24 protein-coding genes, 1 pseudogene and 3 riboswitches are annotated in these 24,309 nt (G+C 46.8%); of the genes and pseudogenes, 10 read left to right on the top strand and 15 right to left on the bottom strand.

The window, feature by feature from the left end:
* Positions 1 to 2: 2 nt before the first annotated feature.
* The gene (queC, locus tag TRNA_RS29090; RefSeq protein ID WP_003181098.1) at positions 3 to 662 is read right to left on the bottom strand and encodes a 7-cyano-7-deazaguanine synthase QueC; all 660 of its coding nucleotides are present in this window, start codon (positions 660 to 662) and stop codon (positions 3 to 5) included.
* Between the two features lie 138 nt (positions 663 to 800).
* Positions 801 to 845, bottom strand: a riboswitch (PreQ1 riboswitch).
* Between the two features lie 81 nt (positions 846 to 926).
* The gene (locus tag TRNA_RS29085; protein ID WP_003181096.1) at positions 927 to 1,961 is read right to left on the bottom strand and encodes a YkvI family membrane protein; all 1,035 of its coding nucleotides are present in this window, start codon (positions 1,959 to 1,961) and stop codon (positions 927 to 929) included.
* 220 nt (positions 1,962 to 2,181) lie between these two features.
* Between TRNA_RS29085 and clpE the strand changes: the two genes are divergently transcribed.
* The 3 genes from clpE to motB all read left to right on the top strand — a co-directional run bounded on the left by clpE (position 2,182) and on the right by motB (position 6,052).
* Complete coding sequence (gene clpE, locus TRNA_RS29080; protein ID WP_011197893.1) at positions 2,182 to 4,278, top strand: ATP-dependent protease ATP-binding subunit ClpE; 2,097 nt, start codon at positions 2,182 to 2,184, stop codon at positions 4,276 to 4,278.
* Between the two features lie 198 nt (positions 4,279 to 4,476).
* Positions 4,477 to 5,280, top strand: coding sequence for a flagellar motor stator protein MotA (gene motA, locus TRNA_RS29075; protein WP_003181093.1), 804 nt, complete (start codon positions 4,477 to 4,479; stop codon positions 5,278 to 5,280).
* Complete coding sequence (gene motB / locus TRNA_RS29070) at positions 5,273 to 6,052, top strand: flagellar motor protein MotB (protein ID WP_003181091.1); 780 nt, start codon at positions 5,273 to 5,275, stop codon at positions 6,050 to 6,052. The genes motA and motB overlap by 8 nt, the downstream gene beginning before the upstream one ends.
* Before the next feature lie 24 nt (positions 6,053 to 6,076).
* Here the strand turns inward: motB and TRNA_RS29065 are convergent, their stop codons facing one another.
* Positions 6,077 to 6,532, bottom strand: a complete 456-nt coding sequence (locus TRNA_RS29065; protein ID WP_003181089.1) for a MarR family winged helix-turn-helix transcriptional regulator — start codon at positions 6,530 to 6,532, stop codon at positions 6,077 to 6,079.
* A gap of 237 nt (positions 6,533 to 6,769) precedes the next feature.
* On the opposite strand from TRNA_RS29065, the gene TRNA_RS29060 reads away from it, so the two are divergent.
* Positions 6,770 to 8,281, top strand: a complete 1,512-nt coding sequence (locus TRNA_RS29060; RefSeq protein ID WP_003181087.1) for a PAS domain-containing sensor histidine kinase — start codon at positions 6,770 to 6,772, stop codon at positions 8,279 to 8,281.
* 61 nt (positions 8,282 to 8,342) lie between these two features.
* Here the strand turns inward: TRNA_RS29060 and TRNA_RS29055 are convergent, their stop codons facing one another.
* Complete coding sequence (locus TRNA_RS29055; protein WP_003181085.1) at positions 8,343 to 8,585, bottom strand: aspartyl-phosphate phosphatase Spo0E family protein; 243 nt, start codon at positions 8,583 to 8,585, stop codon at positions 8,343 to 8,345.
* A 218-nt stretch (positions 8,586 to 8,803) separates the two neighbouring features.
* On the opposite strand from TRNA_RS29055, the gene TRNA_RS29050 reads away from it, so the two are divergent.
* Both TRNA_RS29050 and fosB read left to right on the top strand, forming a co-directional pair.
* Positions 8,804 to 9,133, top strand: coding sequence for a YkvA family protein (locus TRNA_RS29050; RefSeq protein ID WP_011197892.1), 330 nt, complete (start codon positions 8,804 to 8,806; stop codon positions 9,131 to 9,133).
* Positions 9,120 to 9,584, top strand: coding sequence for a metallothiol transferase FosB (gene fosB, locus TRNA_RS29045; protein ID WP_011197891.1), 465 nt, complete (start codon positions 9,120 to 9,122; stop codon positions 9,582 to 9,584). The genes TRNA_RS29050 and fosB overlap by 14 nt, the downstream gene beginning before the upstream one ends.
* Before the next feature lie 24 nt (positions 9,585 to 9,608).
* On the opposite strand, the gene TRNA_RS29040 is transcribed toward fosB, so the two are convergent.
* The 5 genes and pseudogenes from TRNA_RS29040 to TRNA_RS29025 form a co-directional block, all read right to left on the bottom strand.
* Positions 9,609 to 10,148 (bottom strand): 1,2-dihydroxy-3-keto-5-methylthiopentene dioxygenase, encoded by a 540-nt coding sequence (locus TRNA_RS29040; RefSeq protein WP_011197890.1) that lies wholly within the window; start codon positions 10,146 to 10,148, stop codon positions 9,609 to 9,611.
* Between the two features lie 20 nt (positions 10,149 to 10,168).
* The gene (locus TRNA_RS44105; RefSeq protein ID WP_025805738.1) at positions 10,169 to 10,789 is read right to left on the bottom strand and encodes a methylthioribulose 1-phosphate dehydratase; all 621 of its coding nucleotides are present in this window, start codon (positions 10,787 to 10,789) and stop codon (positions 10,169 to 10,171) included.
* A gap of 18 nt (positions 10,790 to 10,807) precedes the next feature.
* Positions 10,808 to 11,452 (bottom strand): annotated as a pseudogene (mtnX, locus tag TRNA_RS44100) (2-hydroxy-3-keto-5-methylthiopentenyl-1-phosphate phosphatase); the annotation flags it as partial.
* Positions 11,449 to 12,666: a 2,3-diketo-5-methylthiopentyl-1-phosphate enolase gene (gene mtnW, locus TRNA_RS29030; RefSeq protein WP_003181075.1), complete on the bottom strand. Its 1,218-nt coding sequence runs from the start codon at positions 12,664 to 12,666 to the stop codon at positions 11,449 to 11,451. The pseudogene mtnX and the gene mtnW, both read right to left, overlap by 4 nt.
* An 84-nt stretch (positions 12,667 to 12,750) precedes the next feature.
* Positions 12,751 to 12,850: riboswitch (SAM riboswitch) on the bottom strand.
* 49 nt (positions 12,851 to 12,899) lie between these two features.
* Positions 12,900 to 14,090: a pyridoxal phosphate-dependent aminotransferase gene (locus TRNA_RS29025; RefSeq protein ID WP_003181072.1), complete on the bottom strand. Its 1,191-nt coding sequence runs from the start codon at positions 14,088 to 14,090 to the stop codon at positions 12,900 to 12,902.
* Between the two features lie 95 nt (positions 14,091 to 14,185).
* Between TRNA_RS29025 and TRNA_RS29020 the strand changes: the two genes are divergently transcribed.
* The 3 genes from TRNA_RS29020 to mtnA all read left to right on the top strand — a co-directional run bounded on the left by TRNA_RS29020 (position 14,186) and on the right by mtnA (position 17,540).
* Positions 14,186 to 14,965, top strand: a complete 780-nt coding sequence (locus TRNA_RS29020; protein ID WP_003181070.1) for a carbon-nitrogen family hydrolase — start codon at positions 14,186 to 14,188, stop codon at positions 14,963 to 14,965.
* Positions 14,966 to 15,048: 83 nt separating this feature from the next.
* Positions 15,049 to 15,192: riboswitch (SAM riboswitch) on the top strand.
* A gap of 84 nt (positions 15,193 to 15,276) precedes the next feature.
* Positions 15,277 to 16,473, top strand: coding sequence for an S-methyl-5-thioribose kinase (gene mtnK / locus TRNA_RS29015; protein ID WP_003181068.1), 1,197 nt, complete (start codon positions 15,277 to 15,279; stop codon positions 16,471 to 16,473).
* Positions 16,474 to 16,478: 5 nt separating this feature from the next.
* On the top strand, positions 16,479 to 17,540 hold the full coding sequence (gene mtnA / locus TRNA_RS29010; RefSeq protein WP_009328612.1) for an S-methyl-5-thioribose-1-phosphate isomerase: 1,062 nt from the start codon (positions 16,479 to 16,481) through the stop codon (positions 17,538 to 17,540).
* A gap of 6 nt (positions 17,541 to 17,546) precedes the next feature.
* Here the strand turns inward: mtnA and TRNA_RS44095 are convergent, their stop codons facing one another.
* From TRNA_RS44095 to TRNA_RS29000, 3 genes are all read right to left on the bottom strand, one after another.
* Positions 17,547 to 17,660: a hypothetical protein gene (locus TRNA_RS44095; RefSeq protein WP_003181063.1), complete on the bottom strand. Its 114-nt coding sequence runs from the start codon at positions 17,658 to 17,660 to the stop codon at positions 17,547 to 17,549.
* A 91-nt stretch (positions 17,661 to 17,751) separates the two neighbouring features.
* Positions 17,752 to 18,249, bottom strand: coding sequence for a methylated-DNA--[protein]-cysteine S-methyltransferase (locus TRNA_RS29005; protein ID WP_003181061.1), 498 nt, complete (start codon positions 18,247 to 18,249; stop codon positions 17,752 to 17,754).
* Between the two features lie 7 nt (positions 18,250 to 18,256).
* Positions 18,257 to 20,467 (bottom strand): PAS domain-containing sensor histidine kinase, encoded by a 2,211-nt coding sequence (locus tag TRNA_RS29000; protein ID WP_011197889.1) that lies wholly within the window; start codon positions 20,465 to 20,467, stop codon positions 18,257 to 18,259.
* Between the two features lie 309 nt (positions 20,468 to 20,776).
* On the opposite strand from TRNA_RS29000, the gene TRNA_RS28995 reads away from it, so the two are divergent.
* Positions 20,777 to 21,802, top strand: coding sequence for an acyltransferase family protein (locus TRNA_RS28995; protein WP_003181058.1), 1,026 nt, complete (start codon positions 20,777 to 20,779; stop codon positions 21,800 to 21,802).
* A 52-nt stretch (positions 21,803 to 21,854) separates the two neighbouring features.
* Here TRNA_RS28995 and TRNA_RS28990 read toward each other — a convergent pair whose 3' ends face one another.
* The 3 genes from TRNA_RS28990 to TRNA_RS28980 all read right to left on the bottom strand — a co-directional run bounded on the left by TRNA_RS28990 (position 21,855) and on the right by TRNA_RS28980 (position 24,303).
* Positions 21,855 to 22,043, bottom strand: a complete 189-nt coding sequence (locus TRNA_RS28990) for a hypothetical protein (RefSeq protein ID WP_003181056.1) — start codon at positions 22,041 to 22,043, stop codon at positions 21,855 to 21,857.
* Complete coding sequence (locus tag TRNA_RS28985; RefSeq protein WP_011197888.1) at positions 22,040 to 22,201, bottom strand: hypothetical protein; 162 nt, start codon at positions 22,199 to 22,201, stop codon at positions 22,040 to 22,042. The genes TRNA_RS28990 and TRNA_RS28985 overlap by 4 nt, the downstream gene beginning before the upstream one ends.
* 101 nt (positions 22,202 to 22,302) lie before the next feature.
* Entirely contained in the window at positions 22,303 to 24,303 is a 2,001-nt protein-coding gene (locus TRNA_RS28980; protein WP_009328614.1) for a penicillin-binding transpeptidase domain-containing protein, read from the bottom strand.
* Positions 24,304 to 24,309 lie beyond the last annotated feature (6 nt).

Below are 24,309 nucleotides of genomic sequence, written 5' to 3'. Positions count from 1 at the left end.
TGTTAAGCTCGCTCCTTTTTCATTTTCATATATTCATTGTAGCCGTTTGCGCGAAGCTTGCAGGCCGGGCATTCGCCGCAGCCGTCGGCAATGATTCCGTTGTAGCACGTCAGCGTCTCGTTTTTCACGAAATCAAGCGCATCAAGCTCATCGGCGAGCTCCCACGTTTCCGCCTTGTTCAGCCACATAAGCGGCGTATGGATGACAAACGGGCGCTCCATCGCCAAGTTGACAGTGACATTGCAGGATTTGACGAACTCATCACGGCAATCCGGATACCCGCTGAAGTCTGTCTCGCATACGCCTGTAATGATGTGCCGCGCGCCGACCTGGTAGGCCAGGATCGAAGCGAACGATAAAAACACGAGGTTGCGTCCCGGAACAAAAGTGGACGGAAGCTCGCCTTCTTTCGCCTCAATCTCGATATCATCCCTTGTCAAAGCATTCGGCGCGAGCTGATTTAACAGTTCCATATCAAGAAGGTGATGCTTGACGCCAAGCTTTGCAGCGATCTTTTTCGCGACTTCGATTTCCTGCTTGTGCCGCTGATTATATTGAAACGTGACCGCCTCCACCTCCTGAAATTGCCGAAGCGCCCACAATAGGCAAGTCGTACTGTCCTGACCGCCGCTGAATACGACGATCGCTTTTTCCTGTTTCATAGTTCCTCCTTCTCCGCTTTTCGTCACCATTTCATAAAAGAAGAGATTCAATGATATCTAAACGAAAAAACACCTTTCTCTGTGAGAAAGGTGCTCTAGCAAAAAAACAATAAAAAAGGCCATACCCCAAGGATACAGCTTTCCTTAGTTTTTTATAGAGGGTTTTGCTAGAACCTCTCCCGCAGTTTCAAGCGGATTTTATTTCAATTTTCCTTCGCCATCTTATCACAAATCGCACGTTTCGCCAAGTGCAATGCCTGCCAGTCATCGCTCAGGCACCCTTTTGACGATCAGAAAGAAAATAAAGACGAGGCTCAGCTGGCCGAACAAAGGATAAATGGTCGATATCAGCTTTCCGTAGCCGATTTGTCCCGTCAAGTAGATTGTCAGCAGGATGAAGATAAACACATACAGGCTTTTTATATGAATATATTCATTAATCTGCTTTTCAAGACCGTATAAATTGCCGATGACTGATGTGAAGACTTCCCCGAAAATGATAAACAGATAGATGATATGGACAGAATGCTGGACTATGAATACGACCTGTGCCATCGGGACTTCATATAAAAGGGCATCAGGCAATGTTGAAAGAGACAGAAAGCTTGCGACCAACACAAGGGTAAGCAGAACCCCTCCGATTAATGCTCCTTTTATAATCAGGCGTTCGGATTTCAGTTCAGAAGCGATCGGCACGAGAACAGCCTGTGCGAGCGACAAATTAAAAGCGCCGTACGAGACAGCGGATAAAATCCAATCGGGGTTTGCCGAAAATGCCGCCAAATTGTGTATCTCCGGCCCTCTGAAAATAAACGAGTCAAACAGGACGACAACTGTGAACAGAAGCAGCAGCGGAACGACAATGACATTGACGCCGAATATCCCTTTAACGCCCTTCATCATGACAAACAGACTCAAGGCAATCGTCGCAATCATCCCCGCTTGGTTTGAAAAGCCGAGCTGTTCTTCAAATATCGCCCCCGCTCCGGACAGCATGACGGACGTCACGCCGAGCAAAACCACGAGCATGAAGACATTGACAAATTTCCCAAGCGTATGGCCGAATAAATATTTATTCAGCTCCTGATAAGACTTGGCATTGATTCTGACCGCAATCAGCATCATTTTTGCACCGAGAAACGTAAACATCAGTCCGCTGATCAAAATTCCGGCCAATCCCGGCCAGCCGAATCTTAAAAAAAACTCGACGATTTCTCTTCCAGTTGCAAATCCGGCTCCGACAACCGTTCCTACATAAACAAATGCCAGCTGAAAGGCTGATCCTTGTGATTGACTCATACGACTCCTCCGTAAGCGAATTCCCTTTCTACACCATATGATCCATGTCCTTCAAAAAGAAGGACAACTTCTCATCCAGGAACAAAAAGGAAAAAGCATAGAACTTGAAAGTCAAAGAAGGTCAATGTATACTAATAGTCAGAAATGGTCAAACTGCAGACCATTTTTTCTAAGTCAATTGGTCAAAAAAGGTCAAATTCAATAAAGGGGGTTTTGGCAAATGCGTTGTCAACATTGTCAAAAAAATGAGGCGACGATTCGCCTAAACATGCAAATCAACTTTACAAAAAAACAAATGGATTTATGTGAAGACTGCTATAAAGAGCTGACTCAGCCTTCTATGTTTTCAGGAAATCACTTTTTTGGCGGCGGAGGTTCTTTCTTCAGCCAGCCATCACAAGCGCAGACGCAAACCGCTGCCAAAAAAGGCTTGCTCGATGAACTTGCCGTCAATTTAACAAATGCAGCAAAGACCGGCTTGATCGATCCGGTGATCGGCCGCGATGATGAAGTAGCCCGTGTGATCGAGATCTTAAACCGCAGAAATAAAAACAATCCGGTCTTAATCGGTGAACCGGGCGTCGGTAAAACAGCCGTCGCTGAAGGACTTGCTCTCAAAATCGCCGAAGGCGATGTTCCAAATAAATTGAAAAACAAAGAGCTCTACCTGCTTGATGTCGCTTCCCTCGTGGCAAACACCGGCATCAGAGGGCAATTTGAAGAAAGAATGAAACAGCTGATGAAAGAGCTGAAAGAACGCAAAAACGCAATCTTGTTTATTGACGAAATTCACCTTCTTGTCGGGGCCGGCTCTGCAGAAGGCTCCATGGATGCGGGCAACATTTTAAAACCTGCACTTGCCAGAGGCGAGCTGCAAGTTATCGGCGCTACGACGTTGAAGGAATATCGCCAAATTGAAAAAGATGCGGCGTTAGAGCGGCGCTTTCAGCCGATCATGGTGCACGAACCGACAATTGAGCAGGCCGCAGCGATTTTAAACGGGCTCAAGGAAAAATACGAAGCATATCACGATGTGACTTACACGGATGAAGCGATCAAAGCCTGCGTCATTCTGTCAAGCCGCTATATTCAGGACCGCCATCTTCCCGATAAGGCGATCGACCTTTTGGATGAAGCCGGTTCAAAAGCGAACTTGAAAATCGACACGGTCAGCGGTGAACAAGCTTCCCAACGCCTGCAAGAAATCGAAGCGGAAAAAGCCAAAGCGCTTCAAGAAGAAAACTACGAGCTTGCAGCAAAACTCCGCGACGAAGAAGAAGCGCTGCATAAAAAAATGGAAAGCCATGAGGAAGAAAAACGGGCAACAGTTGAAGCGGAAGACATTCAAGCGATCATCGAACAAAAAACCGGCATTCCGGTCGGCAAGCTTCAGCACGACGATCAGAAGAAAATGAAAGAGCTTGAAGCACACCTTTCAAGCCGCGTGATCGGTCAAAAAGAAGCGGTGAAAAAAGTGGCAAAAGCCGTCAGAAGAAGCCGCGCCGGCCTGAAATCAAAAAACAGGCCTGTCGGTTCATTCCTGTTCGTCGGCCCGACAGGTGTCGGTAAAACAGAACTTTCTAAAAGGCTTGCGGAAGAACTGTTCGGCACGAAGGATGCCATCATCCGCCTCGATATGAGCGAATACATGGAAAAACACGCCGTATCAAAGCTGATCGGTTCGCCTCCTGGATATGTCGGCCACGAAGAAGCCGGACAGCTTACCGAAAAAGTCCGGAGGAACCCGTACAGCATCGTTTTGCTCGATGAAATCGAAAAAGCCCATCCCGATGTCCAGCACATGTTCCTGCAAATCATGGAAGACGGACGTCTGACAGACAGCCAAGGGCGGACGGTCAGCTTTAAAGATACCGTCATTATTATGACAAGCAATGCCGGTGTATCTGAAAAGCGGACAACCGTCGGTTTTAACCGGGAAGAGCAAGTAATGGGCGAACAATCAATGATCGATTCATTAAGCGGCTACTTTAAGCCGGAATTCCTGAACAGATTTGACAGCATCATCGAATTCCAGCCGCTCGAAAAAGAAGATCTGGTCAAGATCGCCGCCCTCTTGCTGAAAGAGCTTGAAGAAACGTTAAAAGAGCAAAACATGACGCTCGAAGTTTCAGATGAGGCAAAAGAAAAAATCGCTGAAATCGGATACCATCCGGCCTTTGGCGCCCGCCCATTAAGAAGAACCATTCAAACAGCGGTCGAAGATCAAATGACCGATCTGCTGCTTGAAGAAGAACACATCAAAGGTTTTGCGGTTATCGTTGAAAACGATGAAATCCGGGTGAAAACAACCAGATAACACACACAACGGCCTCCGATCGCGGAGGTCGTTTTACATACAACATAAGAATCACAAAAGTTCTATTTTTTAACATTAAATAACCCTAAAGTCCCTTTTCACCATGATTTTGCAACAATTTAAGAAACAGCCTAAAGTTCCTATCACGCAACACCGATATTAACGATAGAAAAGTTAGTTAAAGGAATTGGTGAAAAAATGGACAAAACATCGTTAATTGGAATCATCTTAGCTATCATCGGAGTAGGTGTCGGCATGGTCATGAAAGGTGTCAGCCCTTCCGTTCTCGTCAATCCCGCGGCATGGCTGATCATCCTTGTCGGGACAATCGCAGCAGTTGTGATCGCTTTTCCAATCCGCGAGCTCAAAAAGGTTCCCAAACTCTTCGGCATCTTGTTCAAAGAGAAGAAGATGATCGAAATCAACGAACTGATCCCGATGTTTTCCGAGTGGGCGCAAATCGCAAGACGCGAAGGACTTCTCGCTTTGGAAGCAAATTTGAATGAGATCGATGATGAATTTTTGAAAAACGGCATGAGCATGGCGGTTGACGGTCAAAGTGCCGATTTTATCAGGGACGTTTTAACTGAAGAAGTTGAAGCAATGGAAGAAAGGCATCAAGTCGGAGCGGGTATTTTTACCCAGGCAGGCACATATGCGCCGACACTCGGCGTTTTGGGCGCTGTTGTCGGACTGATCGCCGCACTTGCGGATATGAGCGACACAGAAGCGCTTGGACATGCGATCAGCGCCGCCTTTGTCGCCACCCTTCTCGGGATCTTCACCGGATATGTACTATGGCATCCTTTTGCCAATAAATTAAAGCGGAAATCCAAACAGGAAGTCAAAGTCCGCGAAGTTATGATTGAAGGCATCCTTTCGATCTTGGAAGGCCAGGCTCCAAAAGTCATTGAACAAAAGCTTTTGATGTACGTTTCTCCAAGCGAACGCTCCAGCATCGTCATCCCAGATGGAGACAAAGGGGACAGCAGCAATGGCTAGAAAAAAGAAGCACAAAAAAGACCATGAAGAACACGTGGATGAGTCTTGGCTCATCCCATATGCAGACTTGCTGACACTGCTTTTGGCCCTGTTCATCGTACTGTTTGCCATGAGCTCGATCGACGCCAAGAAGTTCGATATGCTGTCAAAATCATTTAATGCCGTATTTACCGGCGGAACAGGAATGATGGATTATTCCAGCTTCACCGAGCCGAAAACGAGCACAACCGAAGATGGAAAAAGCCCTGACCAGGCAAAAGATCTCTCCGAAGCTCAAAAAGAAAAAGACAAGCAGTCGCTGAAAAAAATTCAGGAGCAGGTCAACCGGTTTATTAAAGAGAAGAATCTTCAAAAACAGGTCAATACGAAGCTGACAGACGAGGGCCTCCTCCTTTCCATCGAGGATAATATCTTTTTCGATTCCGGAAAAGCGGAGATCCGCCAGCAGGACATTCCGCTGGCCAAGGAAGTATCCGACCTTCTCGTATTGAACCCGCCCCGCAATATCGTAATCAGCGGGCATACGGACAATGTGCCGATTCGAAATTCTCAATTTAAATCAAATTGGCATTTAAGCGTGATGCGGGCTGTCAATTTCATGGGGCTTTTAATCGAAAATCCAAAGCTTGACGCCAAGATCTTCAGCGCGAAAGGCTACGGGGAATTTAAACCGATCGCTTCAAATGACACCGAAGAAGGAAGAAGAAAAAACAGACGCGTTGAAATCCTTATCCTGCCGATCGGCCAGGAAAATCTGAATAAAAAAGAATAAGGAAGCTGTCTTTTGGCAGCTTCCTTACTCTTTGCCCTTATAAATATTTCTTGCATTCAGTCCGACTTTTTTCAGCATTTCGATGCAGGCTTCTTTCTCCTCATCGCTTAATACGCTGATCATGTTGTGCAGCTCTTCTGCATGACCCGGAAAAATCTTCTCGAGGAGCTCGGTGCCTTTATCTGTAATTTGCGCATAGGTCACCCTGCGGTCTGTCGTACAGGCTCTTCTCGTGATCAGCTGCTTTTGCTCAAGCTTGTCAACCACATATGTAATACTCCCGCTCGCCAGAAGAATCTTATCCCCTATTTGCTGAAGGGGCTGATCCCCTTTATGATAGAGGAGTTCTAAAACGGCAAACTCGGTTGGATTCAGACCATGATGATGAATATGTTTATTCATATGATCATTAATGGATCTGTACGCTCGAGATAATACAATAAATAACTTCAAGGACTGTTCCTGTTCTCTATTACTCATATCACTCATCTCCAAAGAAACAACTACAGGAAAACATTAATAAACTATGAGGAAAATGTCAACTGTTAACATTCAAACCATGTTATGATGAGTAGGAATTGAACAGCAAATAGATATATCCGGAAATTCCCCGGCATTGTGTCCTATTTTCACGGTATTGGTTATCTTTTCTATAAATCGGCTCTCACTAGTGATATAATACCTCTATTCCTGTATCGATTGGGAGAGAGTAAAAACATGCGCAATTTGAAAAGTATATGGAAGAAAATCAGGCTTTATTTGATCTTGGTGATGATCCCCGCCTTCATTATAAGCTTTTTTGTATACGAACAAGAACGAGAAAATATCACTGAAAAGCACCGTCAGACTGCGACTCTCATGCTCAATATTCACCGCAACCAAATCAATTACCTGATCGGCGAAACAGAAGCAAGGCTCAGCTCCCTTGCCACGGCCCTCAACCACCCTGTTAATGAGCAGCATATCAAACGAATCCTGACGGAAACGTATAAAAAAGAACCGCGTTTTTCGGCTTTATACCTTTTAAATGAAGACGGCGATGTCATGGTGAGCACGTCTCCCGCCAAAGAAAAAAAGGCGCTTTCTTACAAGAGCATTCTGCAAAAAGCGGAAAAATCAAAGAAATCCGTGATCACAGACGATATACATACAGTGTCGGACGGGCTGGAGCTGAATATTTTTACTCCGGTCTTTGACAGCGAAGGGAGAACAACAAATTTTCTGCTCGCTTCGATCCGCGTCGATTATCTGAAAAATATCATGAACGTCTTGAGCCCTGAGCTTTATATCAAAATTCTCAATCAGAAGAATCAGATCGTCTTTACGGCAGGCCATTCTCCTCCTGAGAAGCCGGACGGCGGTACCGTCGACGCTTTTTTGGACCAGATCGACTGGAAGCTTGAAGTCTATCCGGAACCGGTCCAGCTTGATGAAATCGTTCACAGTCTTCTGCTGTCATTTTTGAGTATTTTCATTCTGCTGAATATTATGTTCCTCCTGCTCCAGTATGTCCTGCTGAAGCGGCGGACCAAGCAGGAGCGCGCCCAAAATGAAGCGCAGAAGCTCGAATTAATCGGCACCTTGGCGGCGAGCACCGCTCATGAAATCAGAAACCCGCTGACAGGCATCAGCGGCTTTATCCAGCTCCTTCAAAAAAAATATCAATCAAAAGAAGATCAAATGTATTTCTCAATCATCGACCAGGAAATCCGGAGGATCAACCAGATTGTCAGCGAGTTTCTCGTGCTCGGAAAGCCGACGGCAGAGCAGTGGCAGCTCAACTCCATGAATGAAATGATTGACGAGATCATGCCGATTATTCATTCTGAGGCAAATTTATATAATGTGGAAGTGGAATTTCAAGACTGCGGAGAAGATCCGGCTTATGTGTATTGTAAAAAGGATCATATTAAGCAGGTTGTCTTGAACGTCGCCAAAAATGCTCTTGAATCGATGAAAAACGGCGGAAAGCTGGTCATTCAAATCGAACATGATCAAGAGAAGGCGCAAATTATTGTGAAGGATATCGGAGAAGGCATTCCACAAGAAATGATGGAAAGTATTTTCCAGCCTTTTGTTACATCAAAAGAAAAAGGAACCGGACTCGGCCTTGTCGTGTGCAAGCGCATCATTTCCATGTACGGGGGAACCATTCATATCGAAAGCGAACGGCATAAAGGAACGACTGTAACGATTACGCTGCCGACTTCAAAGGAACAGGACGACTGAGGTTTCCCCGTTCCTGTAAAAGAGCCTGCCTTCCTTACGGCAGCTCTTTTTCGTTCATCCGCTATGCCGTATATTTTTCAACGGGCAGACAGTCGATGCAGCCTAAAAAATCTTGCAGCAGATTGTCTGGCGCGTTTTCATTCATAGACAATTTTTGATATTCATAAATTAATTGATCCAGCTCCTGGCTCCGCCTGATCGTTTCATCCCCTGTATATCCATAGATTTCAGCGGCTTCAACCATCATTTGCCGCTTCTTGCTGATGGAAACGAGCAATGCTTCTTTTTCAATATACCTTTGCATACGCTTCACCCCTTACCAACATATCGTTTCTTAAAACCATCCAGATTTTGCGTACTTGAGCATTATTACAGATTATACTTATTTTGTAAACCTATTTCCGAAAAAAATATTTTGAAATCGAGTATAATAGATTTGTGGAATTAATGGTGTTATACCCATCGATGAAATATGGTAAACCACCTTTAAAAGAGTTCATACGGATAGAAGGAGGTCCAATGATGCGCCAAATGATGAAAAAACCAGTTTCAAAGCTCCGAACCGTCTTTGCCGTGAAAGAAGCATATTCAGGCCTCTTATTGTTTTTCAGGGCATTTAGAGCCTGGAGAAAGGGAGACTACCCCTTATTCCCGAAAAAAACAATTTTGCTGGCCGCGCTGGCATTTATCTATGTGCTGTCACCGATCGATTTGATCCCCGATGTTCTCGCAGGCGTCGGCTGGCTTGATGATGCGGCTGTGCTCGCTTTTCTCTTCAGGCAAATCACCAAAGAGCTGGACGGGTTTGAAACACATCTAACAGGGAGAGTAAATTACAATGGAAAACAATAAAATCCTCGGCATCAATCATCTCTTGTTTTCGGTCTCTGACCTGTCCGTCTCTATTTCATTCTATGAAAAGGTGTTTGATGCCAAGTGGCTCGTAAAAGCCGAGAAAACCGCTTATTTTGACCTGAACGGCATCTGGCTCGCATTCAACGAAGAGAAAGACATTAAAAGACAGGAAATCCACGACTCTTACACCCATATCGCGTTTTCGATCCAACAGGAAGATTTGCCGTTCTGGGAAAAGAAATTACACGATTTAGGCGTTAATGTGCTGAAGGGCAGAAAACGGCATGAAGGAGACAGAGATTCAATTTATTTCTCAGATCCAGACGGCCATAAGTTCGAGCTTCACACAGGCTCTGTATTTGACCGTCTTCAATACTATCAAAATGAAAAACCGCATCTTTCATTTCATGAAGGCCACATCAAGGCTCTTTATGACAGAAACAAATAAAAAGCGTCCCCGGGGACGCTTTTTTTATGACTGGTTCACATTCTCTTTTTCATAAATCGGCACCCAGCCCTCTGTCGTCACAAAGATTCTGACAGCCACGACTTTCCGGTCTTCCTGAAGCGTGAAATAATGGCGGGTGTTTTCAGGAACAGAGATCAAATCCCCCGGATTTAAAAGGACATCAAAAAATGTGCCGTCTTTTCCTTCTATCGCAAAGATGCCGTGGCCGCTGACGATAAACCTGACTTCATCGTCTGTATGATGATGCTCCTGTTTGAAGTTTTTCAAAAGCTCATCGAGTTTCGGATTTTGGTCGGAAAGCGAGATGACATCGCTCGCTTTATAGCCGCGGCGTTCTGAAATGTCTTTGATTTCAGCGGCAAAGACGTCTAAAATCTCCTGTTTCTCTTCATCGGTCAAATCGTATTTTTCCTTTAAACCGGCCGGCAGTTTTGTGATATCCCACTTTTCATAAATGACCTCCTGCCGCTTTAGAAATTGTTCTACTTCTTCCTGGTTTTCAATGCTCGTGTTTTGTTCATCATGGATCCGAATTGTCGCCATGCTTTCTCCCCCTTTTTTAGTTAAACGTGATAAGCCTGCAAAGCTTTCAGCTTTAAATGCCAGCTGAACAAGAATTCATATGCTTCAAGCATCCGCTTTGCCTCAAATGCCGTTTTTCCCCAGACAGTAATGCCGTGGCTGCGAATCAGCACTGCGCCTGAATCGCCTGAAAGGTGCCCGGCAAAATCCGCCGCCAAATCAGGAATATGAGCGCTGTTTTCGATAATCGGGACCGTGACCTCCGCGTGCTCCTCCCAAAGTCCGAGCGCCTTTATGATTTCCTGGCCCCTGAATGTCACTTGCTTTTCTTTTGCATAAAGCTCTGAGATGACATTGTTGTCAACCGTGTGGACGTGAAGACAGCAGCCGGCGTTTGTGTGTTGATAGACATAGGTGTGCAGCAGCGTCTCCGCCGACGGCTTCAGCGCGTGTCCGGTCTCCGCCGGCCTCCCCTCTTCGTCCGCCAGGAGAAAATCCTCCTCGGTCTCTTTTCTTTTATCTTTTCCGCTTGCTGTGATGAGAAACCGCAGCGGGTCTTCTGATACTTTGATTGACAGATTACCGCTTGTCGCCGGGAACCAATCCCTTTCCGCAAGCTCTTTTTTTACCTCGGCTAGTTCCTGCCGTTTTTGCTCAGACATCCATTCTTTCACCTCCGCGGTCTCTTCGAGTATTCGCCTTACATCGCGGAAATCGCCGAATGCCGCATGCTTCAAGCCGAGCTCTTCACATTCCCGCAGCAAATAGTCGCGCGCGATGCATAAATCGGAACATTTGGCAGCTTCAACATCTGTAACAGAGTCCCCGATCATGACAACGAAATCGTCCCGGCCTTTCAGCCGGCGGATGATGGAAGGCTTGCAGCAGCCGCAGTCATTTCCGCAGCCGCCGTCACACGGATACGGCCAGCGGATCTCGATATTGCGGCTGGTGAAAGCGGCCTCGTTGCAATAAATGCGGTCCTTTCCGACAATTCCTTCAAGCAGAGGATAGACGAAAAAATCCATCCCTCCGCTCACAACGTAAAACGGAAGACCCTTCTCATCCAGGAAAGAAACAAATTCTTTAAATCCGGGGCGGGTCTCGGCTTGTTTCAGTACATATGCCGTAATGTCTTCTTTCAGGCTGGCCGGAAGCAAATTAAACATTCTGCCGACTCCGTCCCGAATCGATATGTCCTTGGACAGAACCCCGTCTTTTAGAGCGGTCCATTCTTCTGGAGCAAATTGTTTCATAATGCTGATGATGTTGTCGTTTGTTGTGATCGTTCCGTCAAAATCGCAAATGATAAGCGGCTTTCTCATACAGAGACCTCAACCCTTCCCCATTTTTCAAGGGCGAGCTTCAAATCGGGAGAGCGCTTTGCTTTCTCTTCGACAGGCTCCGCTTCTAAGACGGCATCAATGACCGCCCGAAACGCTCTTCCTCCGCCTGCCGCCCCGTTTGGATGGCCGTGAATCCCCCCGCCTGCATTGATGATGTGGTCAATGCCAAAGTCTTTCATCAAGAGCGGGACCATGCCGGGGTGAATGCCGGCCGACGGCACCGCGAATGTCGGTTTAAAGACGTCTTCCTTCGTGCATTCATCGTATATGGCAAGCGCATCTCGCTTCGGCAGAGCGACGCTTCCGTACGGAGAAGGGAACAGGCTGAAATCGGCACCCGCATACCGGTTCAGTTTGCCGAGCAAGAGCGAATGGGAAAAACCGTAATGCGGCGATGAAGTAAGTGCGCCGCTTACTGCCGGGTGCGCCATAATCGGCAGCGGGATGTCATCGTCTTCTGCAAAGCTTTGCAAAACATCGAGCCCGTAGGCAAACACATTAAGCAGCAAAACATCAGCTCCGAGCTCGGCTGCTTTTCTCGCTTTCGCTTTCAGCTCCATTGTCCTGCCCGTCAGGTTGACGGCATACAGCGTTTTGCGCCCTGTTTCTTCAAAGGCTTCCTCAAGCACTTTTTTTCCTTCCGTGATTCGTTTTTCAAAGGGGGCACTGCCTGTTTCGAATAGGATTTCATCGTCCTTGATCAAATCCACTCCGCCAAGAGCCTGCTGCCTCAGCTGTTCCTTCAAGTCTTCCATATCGCGGCCGATGACGCCTTTAAAAATGCTCATCAACAGCGGCCTTTCAAATTCGCCGATTTTTTTCCGGATCCCGTATACGCCGAATTTTGGACCCGGCAAAGATTGCTTAAAAGACCGCGAAAACTCCAAATCCGCCAATTTGATTTTTCCGTCGAGAGACAGCTTTCCAAAAACGGTCGTCAGCACAGCGGGAATGTCGTTTGTAAAATTGGCTTCCGGATAGGCGATGGTGACCGTTGCCTGTTTTTCCCCCAGCTCGCTTTCTGTTTCTTCGACGTTGACGACGCGTCCTTTATGCTTTTTCAGCTGCTCCTGCTTTAAGAGCGGCAGATCTGTCCACGATCCGACCGTCAGCCCGATCGCGATTTGCTCGGCCCGCTTTTCTGCGTCACAGCCTGGATCGGCCAAGATATATGTTGCCAAAAGTTCACTCATTCTGTAGCTCCTTCCTGCTTCATGCATATAAAAAAACCTCTTTTGCTGCTTTAGCTAAAAGAGGTTTCGCTTTTCAGGTTCGAATCCTTATCTCTCAGCGTCAGCTGCAAGAATTAGCACCGTGCTTAAAAAGTCGGTTGCCGGGCTTCATCGGGCTTGTCCCTCTGCCTGCTCTTGATAAGAATATTGATTTTATAAATTATTTTGAATTATCCCATCGTTTCTCCCGGTTGTCAATGACTGTGGCCGGTCTTTTTGAATATATTCAGCTCGGCAATACGCGAAGCCGCTTCCCGGAGCCGCTCTTCGCTTGTCAAGAGGCCGACTCTCACATAGCCTTCCCCGTGTTTGCCGAAGCCGATGCCGGGCGCGGTGACGACATTCGCTTTTTCGAGAAGCAGATCGGAAAAAGCCTCAGATGTATAGCCGTCGGGAACAGGCATCCAGGCGAAAAAAGATCCTTGCGGAGCATCCGCATGCCAGCCGATATCGCGGACCGCGCGGATCCATGCATTCCGCCTTTTTTCGTAGCGCTCATTTTGCTCCTGGACACACGCTTGATCTGATAGGAGCGCGGCCGCCGCGGCGTCTTGGACTGCTTTAAAGAGGCTGACATACATATGGTCCTGGTAAAGGTTCAGCGCTTCGATCACAGAGGCGTTGCCGACTGCAAACCCGACCCGCCATCCAGCCATATTATACGTTTTGGAAAGCGTGTAAATTTCGATTCCTGCGTCTTTTGCTCCCGCCGTTTCGAGAAAGCTGACAGGCCTCTTGCCGTCGTAGCCGATCGCGCCGTAGGCAAAATCATGGACGACGCAAATTCCGTTCGACTTGGCAAACCGGACGGTCTCTTCGAAAAAAGCAGATGTGGCTTGGGCACCGGTCGGGTTGTTCGGATAATTTAAATACATGAGCTTCGCTTTTTCTTTCACTTCCTTGGGAATCCGGCTGTAGTCAGGCAGAAACTGATTGTCCGCTGTAAGCGGCATCGTTTCCATGTTCGCTCTTGCCAGTTCAACGCCCGACCAGTAGTCGGGATAGCCGGGATCGGGAACGAGCACTGTATCCCCCGGATTTAACAAACATTGCGGAAGTTCGACAAGACCGGCTTTTCCGCCGAACAATACAGCGACTTCGCGTTCAGGATCGAGCTCTACGCCGTATTCCCTTTGATAGAACGCGGCCGCCGCCTCCTTGAGTGAACGGCTGCCGCGAAAGGAAGAATACCGGTGGTTTTCAGGGTTGCGGACGGCTTGCGCCATTGTATCAACGATATGTTCCGGTGTCGGCTGATCCGGATTCCCCTGACCGAGATTGATGACATCATGGCCGGCGGCAATTTTTTCATTCACCTTTTTGACCAAGGAAGCGAAAAACTGCTCCGGCAGCTGCTTCAGTACATCTGAATGCTCAAATTTCATACGATTCACCCGCTTTTGAAAAATTCTTGAAATGATAGTCCATCATCATATATTGTTAAATGTAAAATGTAAAGAAAAAAATGAGGTGATCCAGAGTGAAGCTGACAATTTCATGCCTGCAATTCGATATCGCGTACGGCAATCCTTCTGAAAATTTCAAAAAAGCGGAGCAGCTGATCGAGCAGGAAAGCCGGAAGGCGGATATCCTTCTCCTTCCTGAGCTGTGGACGACGGGTTATGATTTAAAAAATCTCGGCTCCATCGCGGATGAAGAAGGCAGGCAAACGAAGAGATGGCTGCAGGAAACGGCAAAAGCAAACCGCATCCATATCGTATGCGGCTCAGTCGCAGTCAAGAAAAAAAGCGGTGTGTACAATATCATGTACATCGCAGACAAAAACGGACATTTGATCAAAGAATACAGCAAAGCTCACCTTTTTCAGCTGATGGACGAACACCTCTATTTGTCAGCGGGCTCAGGCGACGGGCGCTTCGAGCTTGAAGGGATGCCGGCTGCGGGGTTCATCTGCTACGACATCCGTTTCCCGGAATGGATCAGAAAACATACGAGCGAAGGTGCGGGCATCATCTTTGTATCGGCGGAGTGGCCGCTCGCCCGCCTCGATCACTGGCAAAGCCTTTTAAAAGCCAGAGCGATTGAAAATCAGTGCTTTGTCGCAGCCTGCAATCGTTCGGGAAAAGACCCGGCAAACGAATTTGCGGGCCACAGCACAGTCATTGATCCGCTCGGCCGCACCCTTGCTGAAGCAGGACGCGGAGAAGCGGTCATCAGGGCCGAAATCGACCTAAGGGACATTGAAAAAGCGCGGGGGCAAATTCCGGTTTTTGAGGACATTCGCAAAGATTTATATTAAAAAAATGTTGACAAGAAAACGGAGATGCTGGTAACATGTTCAGCAACTGACCGAACTGAAATTTCAAAATTTTATATTGATTTCTCTTATCGAGAGTTGGGTGAAGGACTGGCCTAATGATCCCAACAGCAACCGACCGTAATACCATTGTGAAATGGGGCGCGAATCTCTGCGCCGCTAGGGCACGGTGCTAATTCCATCAGACTTTGAATTCTGAGAGATAAGAGAGGCGTACGCGACAAATCAGCCTCTTTCTCTCGACGAGAAAGAGGTTTTTTTATTTGTTAACGACATTTTAGGGGGAATCACACATGACCGTAACAAAAACCGCAGCATACGAAACTTTGACTGAAAGCTCCGCGGCCGCGCTTGCCGTCCGTCTCGGGCTTTTTCCAAGCAAAAGCACCCTGACATGCCGAGAGATCGGGGACGGAAACCTGAATCTGGTCTTCCGCGTTTATGACAAAGAGCAGCAAAGAGGATTGGTCATCAAGCAGGCGGTGCCTTATGCAAAAGTCGTCGGCGAAAGCTGGCCGCTGACGCTTGACAGGGCAAGAATCGAAAGCAGTGCGCTGATCCGCCAGGCTGAGCACGTTCCGCACCTTGTTCCGAAAGTGTACTATTCTGACACCGAGCTTGCCGTCACCGTATTGGAAGACCTTTCTCACTTGGAAATCGCCAGAAACGGACTGATTGACGGGAAGGATTACCCGCATCTGTCGGAAGATATCGGAGAATTCCTTGGAAAAACGCATTTTTACTCATCAGAATATGCGCTTGACCCAACGGTTAAAGAGCGGCTTGTGAAGCAGTTTACGAATCCGGATCTGTGCGATATTACAGAAAGCCTTGTGTTCACAGACCCTTTCTTTGACCATGAGACGAACGATTTCGAAGAAGAGCTTCGCGATGAAGCAGAAGTTCTTTGGGGCAATGAAGCGCTAAAAATTGAAGCGGCAAAACTGAAGCAGCGCTTTTTATCAGCGGAGGAAACGCTGATCCACGGAGACCTGCATACAGGCAGCATTTTCGCCGGTGAAGATGGCGAAACGAAAATCATCGACCCTGAGTTTGCGTTTTTCGGCCCGATCGGGTTTGACATCGGACAGTTTATCGCCAACCTGCTGTTAAACGCGCTTTCTCGCGAAGAAAACAGGCGGGCTCCTTTATACCGCCATGTTGAGACCGTCTGGAATACGTTCAGCCGGACATTCAGCGAAGCATGGGAAAACGATGCTGTTGAGACTTGCAAACATGAGAATGGGCGCCTTGAGTCAGTCCTGAGACAGGCGTTTGAAGACGCAGCAGGCTTCGCCGGCTGCGAAATGATCCGCCGGACGATCGGCCTCGCCCATGTTGCGGACCTTGATACAATCGTTCCATTTTCCCGGAGAATCAGCCAAAAAAAGCTCGCCCTTAAAATAGGCGCAGCATTCATAGAAAAACGCAGCGGTTTCCGGACGCCAAAAGACATGATTGAAGCGTTTCGAAACGCGCTTAAGGAGTGAATGACATGCCGGAACAATTTGCGGTGCCCCGTTCTGTCGAATGGGAAGAAACATCGGTAAAAATCCTGAACCAGCAAAAGCTTCCCGAAAAGACGGAGTACCTGCATCTCACAACTAAAGAAGACATCTATGATGCGATCCAAACGCTAAAAGTGAGGGGAGCGCCTGCCATCGGCATAACAGCCGCCTTCGGACTCGCCCTTTGCGCACAAAGCATCGATACATCTGATGTTTCCGCTTTTCTGCGGGAGCTCCGCAAAATCAAAGATGAACTCAATCAGGCAAGGCCGACAGCCGTCAATTTATCCTGGGCCCTCAATCGGCTGTTAAAAAGCGCAGAGGGCGCAAAATCGGTCAATGAGGCAAAAACAAACCTCGTCCACGAAGCGATTCAGATCCAGGTTGAAGACGAAGAAACATGCCGGCAGATCGGACAGAATGCTCTGCATTTGTTCAAATCGGGCGACAGCATCATGACCATCTGCAACGCCGGCTCGATCGCGACAAGCAGGTACGGAACGGCCCTTTCCCCGTTTTACCTTGCCAAAACAAAGGATCTCGACCTTCATATTTACGCCTGTGAAACAAGGCCTGTTCTTCAGGGGGCGCGCCTGACGGCGTGGGAGCTTATGCAGGGGGGGATTGACGTGACGCTGATTACAGACAGCATGGCTGCCCATACGATGAAGGAAAAGAACATTTCAGCCGTCATTGTCGGAGCGGACAGGATCGCAAGAAACGGAGATACAGCCAATAAAATCGGAACGTTCGGCTTGGCAATCCTCGCCAAAGCCTTTCAAATCCCGTTTTTTATCGCTGCTCCCCTGTCAACTTTTGATGTCTCGATTTCATGCGGCGACGACATTCCGATTGAAGAACGCGATCCGGATGAAGTCAGACGGATAAACGGAACGCAAATAGCGCCGCAAGAGGTGCCTGTGTTCAATCCTGCTTTTGATATCACGCCGCACGATTTAATCTCTGGAATCATCACGGAAAAAGGGATTATCACAGATAGATTTGAAGAAGAAATCGAAGCGCTGTTTTCCGCTGAAGCCCTTACTTAGGCCGCTTTAGCGGATTTTAATCGATTTGATGATGTCTTTCTTTTGCTCTTCGGTCAAAACGTGCAGCTTGACGAACAATTCCGCGTATCCTGCTATTTTTTTCGGGCGGTTTGTTTTCACTTATTCGTCCTCCTTTTTTACCAAGGCCAACATTTTTAACTTAATAAAATTATATGTCGCGGACGAAAAAAAGAAACGGCGTGCTCGTATATTATTTTCCTTTATACGCAATATTTTCGATGTCGAGCAGCACCGCTTTTTTATCCGTTTCATTTCCGGAATACCCCGTCAATGAACGATTTTTGCCGATGACACGGTGGCACGGGATCAAAATCGGCAGCGCATTTCTTTTATTGGCTTGGCCGATTGCGCGCACCGCTTTCGGATTCCCGACGGCGCATGCGATGTCTAAATAGCTCCGTGATTCACCGTACGGGATCGACTGCAGCGCCTCCCACACCTTTTTCTGAAACGGGGTTCCATCCTGGCGGAGAGGAAGGGTGAACGTTTTCCGCTCCCCCTGGAAATATTCTTCGAGCTGGCGCTTTGCCTCCTTCAACAATTCCGTTTCGGCCGGGCGAAGCTCCAGGCCGTCTTGTTGAAGCTGTTTTAGTTCTTCTTTTTCAAATAGCAAATGTGTAATATGGTTATTTTCCTCGACGATGTAGGCTTGTCCAAAAGGCGAGGTCATTTCAATATAAAAGCCCACGATGCGATTAAGCCTCCTCCTCATGCTGCTGTCTGATCGGGAGAGTCAGGTGGAATGTCGTGCCTCTCCCTTCTTCACTTTCAACTTCGATTTTTCCTTTATGTTCTTCAATAATTTTATAACTGACCATCAGCCCGAGTCCAGTGCCCCGTTCTTTTGTCGTGTAAAAAGGTTCGCCGAGCCTCTTCAATTTGTCTTCTGTCATGCCGATTCCTTCGTCAGCAAGCGAGACAATGATATGGTCGTCTCCTTTCGGTTTGATCGACACATATACATTGCCTCCGTCGGGCATTACTTCGATCGCATTTTTCAAAATGTTGATAAATACCTGCTTCAGCTGATTCGGCTCGCAGTAGATCAGCGGAATGCCGTCTTCGCACTTCAGATGCATCTGGACGTTGTCAAGGTTTGCCTGCGCATGCAGCAGATCCATTGTGTCCTGCATGATTTTGACGATGTTTTTTTCTTCATACATAATCGCCTGCGGTTTTGCAAGGATGAGAAACTCCGTAATAATGGATTCAATCCTTTTGAGCTCTGATGTGATGACATTAAAGTAAAGCGCGTGATCCTCATTTTGGATGCTGCCTTTCAGCAGCTGGATAAATCCTTTTAATGCCGTCATCGGGTTGCGGATTTCATGAGCAATTCCGGCTGCGAGTTCTCCGACGACATGGAGGGTATCAGACTTGCGGAGCCGCTCTTCAAGCTCTTTTCGTTCCGTCACGTCTCTGAGCATCGCCAGATTCATATTTTGAATGATGTTTCGCTTAAATGAAAATTCAAGTATCCGTTTTTGGTCGCTCAGCAGGAATGGGATATCATTGTCCATTTCTTCAAAGGAAATCGTTTTAGCGGGAGAAGCCGCGTTTTCGATGTGATAGCCGGAGATGACATCAAGAAGATTGGACGTTTTCAGCTGTTCAAGAGGGATGCTGAGAATTTTTCCGGCAAGGGGGTTCGCATCGATAATATCGTACTGGTTGTTGAAAAGAACGATTCCGTCCATTGATCCGTTGAATACTTTTCTGAACTTCAATTCGCTTTCCCGCAATTCTTGTTCCATTCGTTTTCTGTCGCTGACATTTCTCAAAATGGTTAAGTCCTGGCTGTCGAACATAATCCGTTTTGATGTGAACTCAAGCTCCTTATATTGTCCGTTTGCCATACGAAACAGCAGTTCCGCCCGGATTTCCCCTTTTTGATCGTACTGCTTTTGAATGGCATGATACCGCTGATCGGTTCGATCTATAAAATCAGTCATCTTCTTGTTGAGCAGCTGGTCCATCGGCAGTTCGAAGATTTTGCAGGCCGACTGGTTCGCTTTGACGATGCGGCCGTCGTTATTCATCAGAATGATGGCATCCATCGCATTTTCAAAGACTTCCCTAAAGCGTTCTTCGCTCTTAAACAGCTGTTTTTCCATTGAGCGCTTTTCGGTAATATCCCTCATAATCGACATGTAAAAGCCATTTAAAATATTCGAGGTTATCGTCAGCTCAAACAGCCTGTCTTCTCCTGATCTGAGGCGGACAGGAAGCTCCCCTTTTGCCTTCCCTCTTCTGAAAAGAGCGTTCCAGATTTTATCGAGCCGCCCCTTGTTTTCAGGCGATACGAATTGAGACAGCTTCAGTTTTGAGAGCTCTGATTTTTCAATTTCGAAGCTCTGGCAAAACGAATGGTTTGCATCGATGAAACAGCCTTGTTTATCAAAGATGACGATTCCTTCAACCGCGCGGTGAAACAAATCTTTAAACAGCTTTTCATTGATGGTGCGCTCCCGCTCCAATATTTTTTTAGACGAAATGTCTCTCATGACGACAAAAAAGCAGTCCTCACCGATTCCTTTGCTTGCGGTAAATTCGATATATTTGACAGATCCGTTGTCAAGCCTGATGGCCACTTCTTTTTTCGCATATCCCCGCTCCAAGAAGCGGTGAATGTTCTGGTTTAGTTCATCCGGCGGAACGGCGTGCAGGAAGTCGAGCGCCGACCGGTTCAGCAAATTCTTTTTTTGGCTTTGCAGGATCTTGCAGGCGGCATCATTCGCCTTAATGATGTTCATCTGTTTATCCAATATAAAAATAGCGTCCAGCGTCCCGTTAAACAGCAGCTCATACTGATACAAATCCGCTTTCAGCTTGGCGTTTTCTTTCCTCAGTCTGTTCAGCTGGTTTTGCAGATTTAAGGATTCATTCAAATCAAGAGTTTCCTCCATTTATTACACTCCTTCTTGAAAACCTGTCCTCCAATTATTCTACAAACCGGAAAATCTTCCTTCATTTGTTTCAAACTTTTACAACCTTTCCGCCTATTTTACATGAAGATGACGATATAAAAGTTCCTTACTGTTCAATTACATCGGCCTAACAATAAGACTTAATGCATAGGAAAACACATGCTTTCTATTTTAAAATTTTAAAATGAGGCAAGACTGGTTGAAGACGTCATTCCGGAAAGAATGTAGCCGGGTTCAGACGCTTCCCGCACCGGCGCCTCCTGAAATTGTTTGCGAAAGGGTGATGTTATGGCGAATTCACGCGACAGCTATTTCGACAACGCAAAATTCCTATTGATTTTTCTCGTCGTCTTCGGACATATAATCAGGTCCTATATTCATGACAATGATGCACTGCTTCATATTTATAAATTTATTTACACGTTTCATATGCCTGCTTTTATTCTCATATCAGGCTATTTTGCAAAAGGGTTCAATCGGCCCGGATATGTCAAAAAAATCGCCTGGAAGCTGATCGTTCCCTATTTGATTTTCCAGGGAATCTATACGCTGTTTTATTCCTTTATCGATGATCAAAGCTTAACTGCCGCAAATCCGTTTGAACCGCAATGGTCGCTTTGGTTTTTGCTGAGCTTGTTTTTTTGGAATCTCCTGTTGTTTCCGTTCACAAAACTGCCGGCGAAATGGGCGTTTGCCGCAAGCTTTGCGATTGCCGTTCTTGTCGGGTATATCGACATGATCAGCAACACGCTCAGCCTGTCCCGCACGTTTGTTTTCTTTCCGGTCTTTTTGGCGGGCTATTATTTGCAAAAAGACCATTTTAAAATGCTGAAAGGCTGGAAAGGAAAGCAAGCGGCTCTAGCCGTTTTAGCAGCAACGTTCGTTTTCTACTTTTTTGCAGACTTCGATTACTCCTGGCTGTTCGGTTCCAAGCCTTATTCGGAATTCGGCGATGTCGGGATAAAAAGCGGGTTAAACCGGGTGGCGCTTCTCGTTATAACATTTGCCTCAACCTTCGCGTTCATGGCGCTGGTGCCTGAAAGGCGGTATTTCTTTACCCTCTGGGGAACGCGCACATTCTATGTCTACCTGCTGCACGGCTTTATCATCAAGTCGTTCAGAAAGACGGGCGCGGAAGAATGGCTTGCCGATTATCAGAGTCTGACGCTATTGTTCATCGCCACGGCAATTTTAACCTTCTGCTTATCAAGCGGATTTGTGAAAACGGTCGCCCAGCCGTTCATCGAATTAAAAATGACGAATTTAATAAGGCTGTTGAAAAAAGACAACGGATATAACCCTTATTTAAAATAAATGAAGGTCCAAATCGTTTCCGATTTGGACCTTTCTCGTTTGCTCTGCAGTTTCATTCTTTATCTTTATCCCGCTTCTGTCCGTCCGCCTTTTTGTTCTTCTTTTTATTGTTCTCGATCACATCGATAAATTTAAAGGCGTTGACATCGCCCAGTTCGTTCGAAAATTCCTCCTGAAGCACATCGGGATTCATCGGTTTTTTATGGTTTTGCATATCCTTGCTTTTTTGGTGTTTTTTCATTGGTGCGATTCTCCCTGCTTCCCGTGTTTCGAGTTGCGGTTGGCTCCCCTGTCTCCGTTTTCGGCGTCATATTGGGTCATGTATTGATGATCATGCATGCTTTCAGCAGGCGTTTTATTGTTAAGAGCCGCTTCATTCCTGGCAACTTTTCTTTTCATAATGACATTCCTTTCTTTAGTCGTTTCATCCATATCCTTTCCGTTTCGGCACATTCCACACATCCAGTTTTCGGCAAAAAAATAAGCACCCTGAAGGGTGCTTATTTAAACACTTTTTTCACTTTATTAACGACGTATGAGCTGCCGCCGCGGTCTGAAACATCCTCGATCATCATCGTGATTAAAAGGTTTTTGTTTTTGTAATCATAGGCGGTGAACCAGCCGTTTTCTTTGCCTTTTTCGTCTTTTTTCGTTTTCAGTTCGGCCGTTCCCGTTTTCCCTGCGATCGTAAGCCCTTTGACAACCGGCTTGTAAGCCGAGCCGCGCGGGTCTTCTACAACGCCTTTTAACCCTTTTGTAATCGCTTCTGCTCCGCCTGTGGGCAGTACGTTTTTATGCCATATTTCTTTCTCTTCGCCGTCCTTTTTGATCAGGTGCGGCTTGATCAGATTACCGTCATTCAAGAAAGGCGTATAGCTTGCCGCAAGGTGTATCGGCGACATCAGCATTTGCCCCTGTCCGTATCCTGAATCGGCAAGGAGAATATCCGAGTCGATTCCTTCGTTTGATATGGAGGAAGACTTCGTCGGGAATTCATAATCAAGCTTTTCCTCAAAGCCGAATGATTTCAGGCCTTCGACAAATTGATCCTTGCCTGTATCAAGGGCAGTCTGGGCGAAATAAATGTTGTCGGATGTGATCAGCGCGTTTTCCAAGTTGACGTCGCTTAGTCGATCGGAAACCCGTGTGACTTTATATCCGCCCCATGACGAATCTTTCTGCCATTCCTTCCCTTCGATCTTCTTAGGTTCATCCGCTTTGATCGCATCATTTTTCAGACCGATTGAAGCGGTGATCGGTTTGATCGTTGAACCCGGAGCATAAGTTTTATTAAATTTAGAGGTGAATGGCGCAGACGCATCTTTGTTGAGCTTTTCCCATTCTCCTTTTTTCCAGCCGAACAAAAACCCGTTCGGATCATATGAAGGCGCGCTGACAAGCGCCAGCGTTTCTCCAGTCTGCGGTTCTAAAGCAACGGCAGCGCCGGAGTCATCTTTTAACTGGCTGTACAGTTCTTCCTGTTTCTTAATGTCGATCGTGGTGTGGATGTCTTTTCCGTCTTTTGCATCCTTTGACGCAACCGTCGCGCCTGATTCAGGGATCGAAATCGTCCAGCCGATTTCTCCTCTGAGCTCTTTTTCATAAATATGTTCGAGACCGACGATTCCGAGCAGTGAATGCTCGCTGTAGCCTTCTTTATTCTGTTTTAATTCCTCTTCGGTAATCGGCCGTATGTAACCGGTAAGATGTGCGGCTTTTTCACCGTAAGGATAGTATCTTGACTGCGTATCCTGCTTCAAAACCCCGGGGAGAGAGGTCGCTTTTTTGAGAAGCTCGGTGCTGCCAGGCTTCACTTTTTTCAGGGGAACGAATGAATCGTCCGTCACCCAGCTTGCGGACAGCTGTTTTTCTATGTCTTCTTTTTCCATATCAAGCATGTTCGCGAGCTTTTTGATGACACCGTCTTTATCATCTCCGAGCTGCCCCGGAACGACGCCGATTTCAGGCACTGTCGCATTCGTAGCGAGCGCCTTTCCGTTTCTGTCATAAATGATGCCTCTAGTTGGCTCCTTGGCGGTAATCCGGATGGTCTCCCCTTTCTTCAGCTGTGAAAAAATAAAGGATTGGTTCCAGTTGACCTTCCATGAAGTGTCTCCGTCTTTTTTTTCTTTGACAAGCTTTGCCTTGCCTTGAAAAGAAACCGGACCGGCCAATGTCTTCATGCTGACTTTATACGGTATCGTCACCGAATCATTTTTCTCTTTATTTTTTTCATCTTCATCGTTGTCGACGGTTGAAACCTTCAAATCGGAAACTCCAATCTGTTCATAAATAGATTGATTACGCTTGATGAAATCGTCTTTTGAAATCGATTTTTGCGCTTCAGCCGACAGCTGTTCATACATTTCTTCAAATTTTTGCTCGTTCCATTTGTCTACATATTGGTCCATGCTTTCTTTTGCTGTCGGCTCGTTAGAACAGGCTCCGGCGAGCAATAGAAATCCGGCGGCTATAAACAAATGGATGACTCTCTTTTTCATCGTTGT

It is taken from the genome of Bacillus licheniformis DSM 13 = ATCC 14580 (assembly GCF_000011645.1).
Taxonomy (GTDB): Bacteria; Bacillota; Bacilli; order Bacillales; family Bacillaceae; genus Bacillus; species Bacillus licheniformis.
The sequence above is the reverse complement of the archived record's forward strand: the minus strand, read 5'-3'. Positions and strand labels throughout refer to the sequence as shown.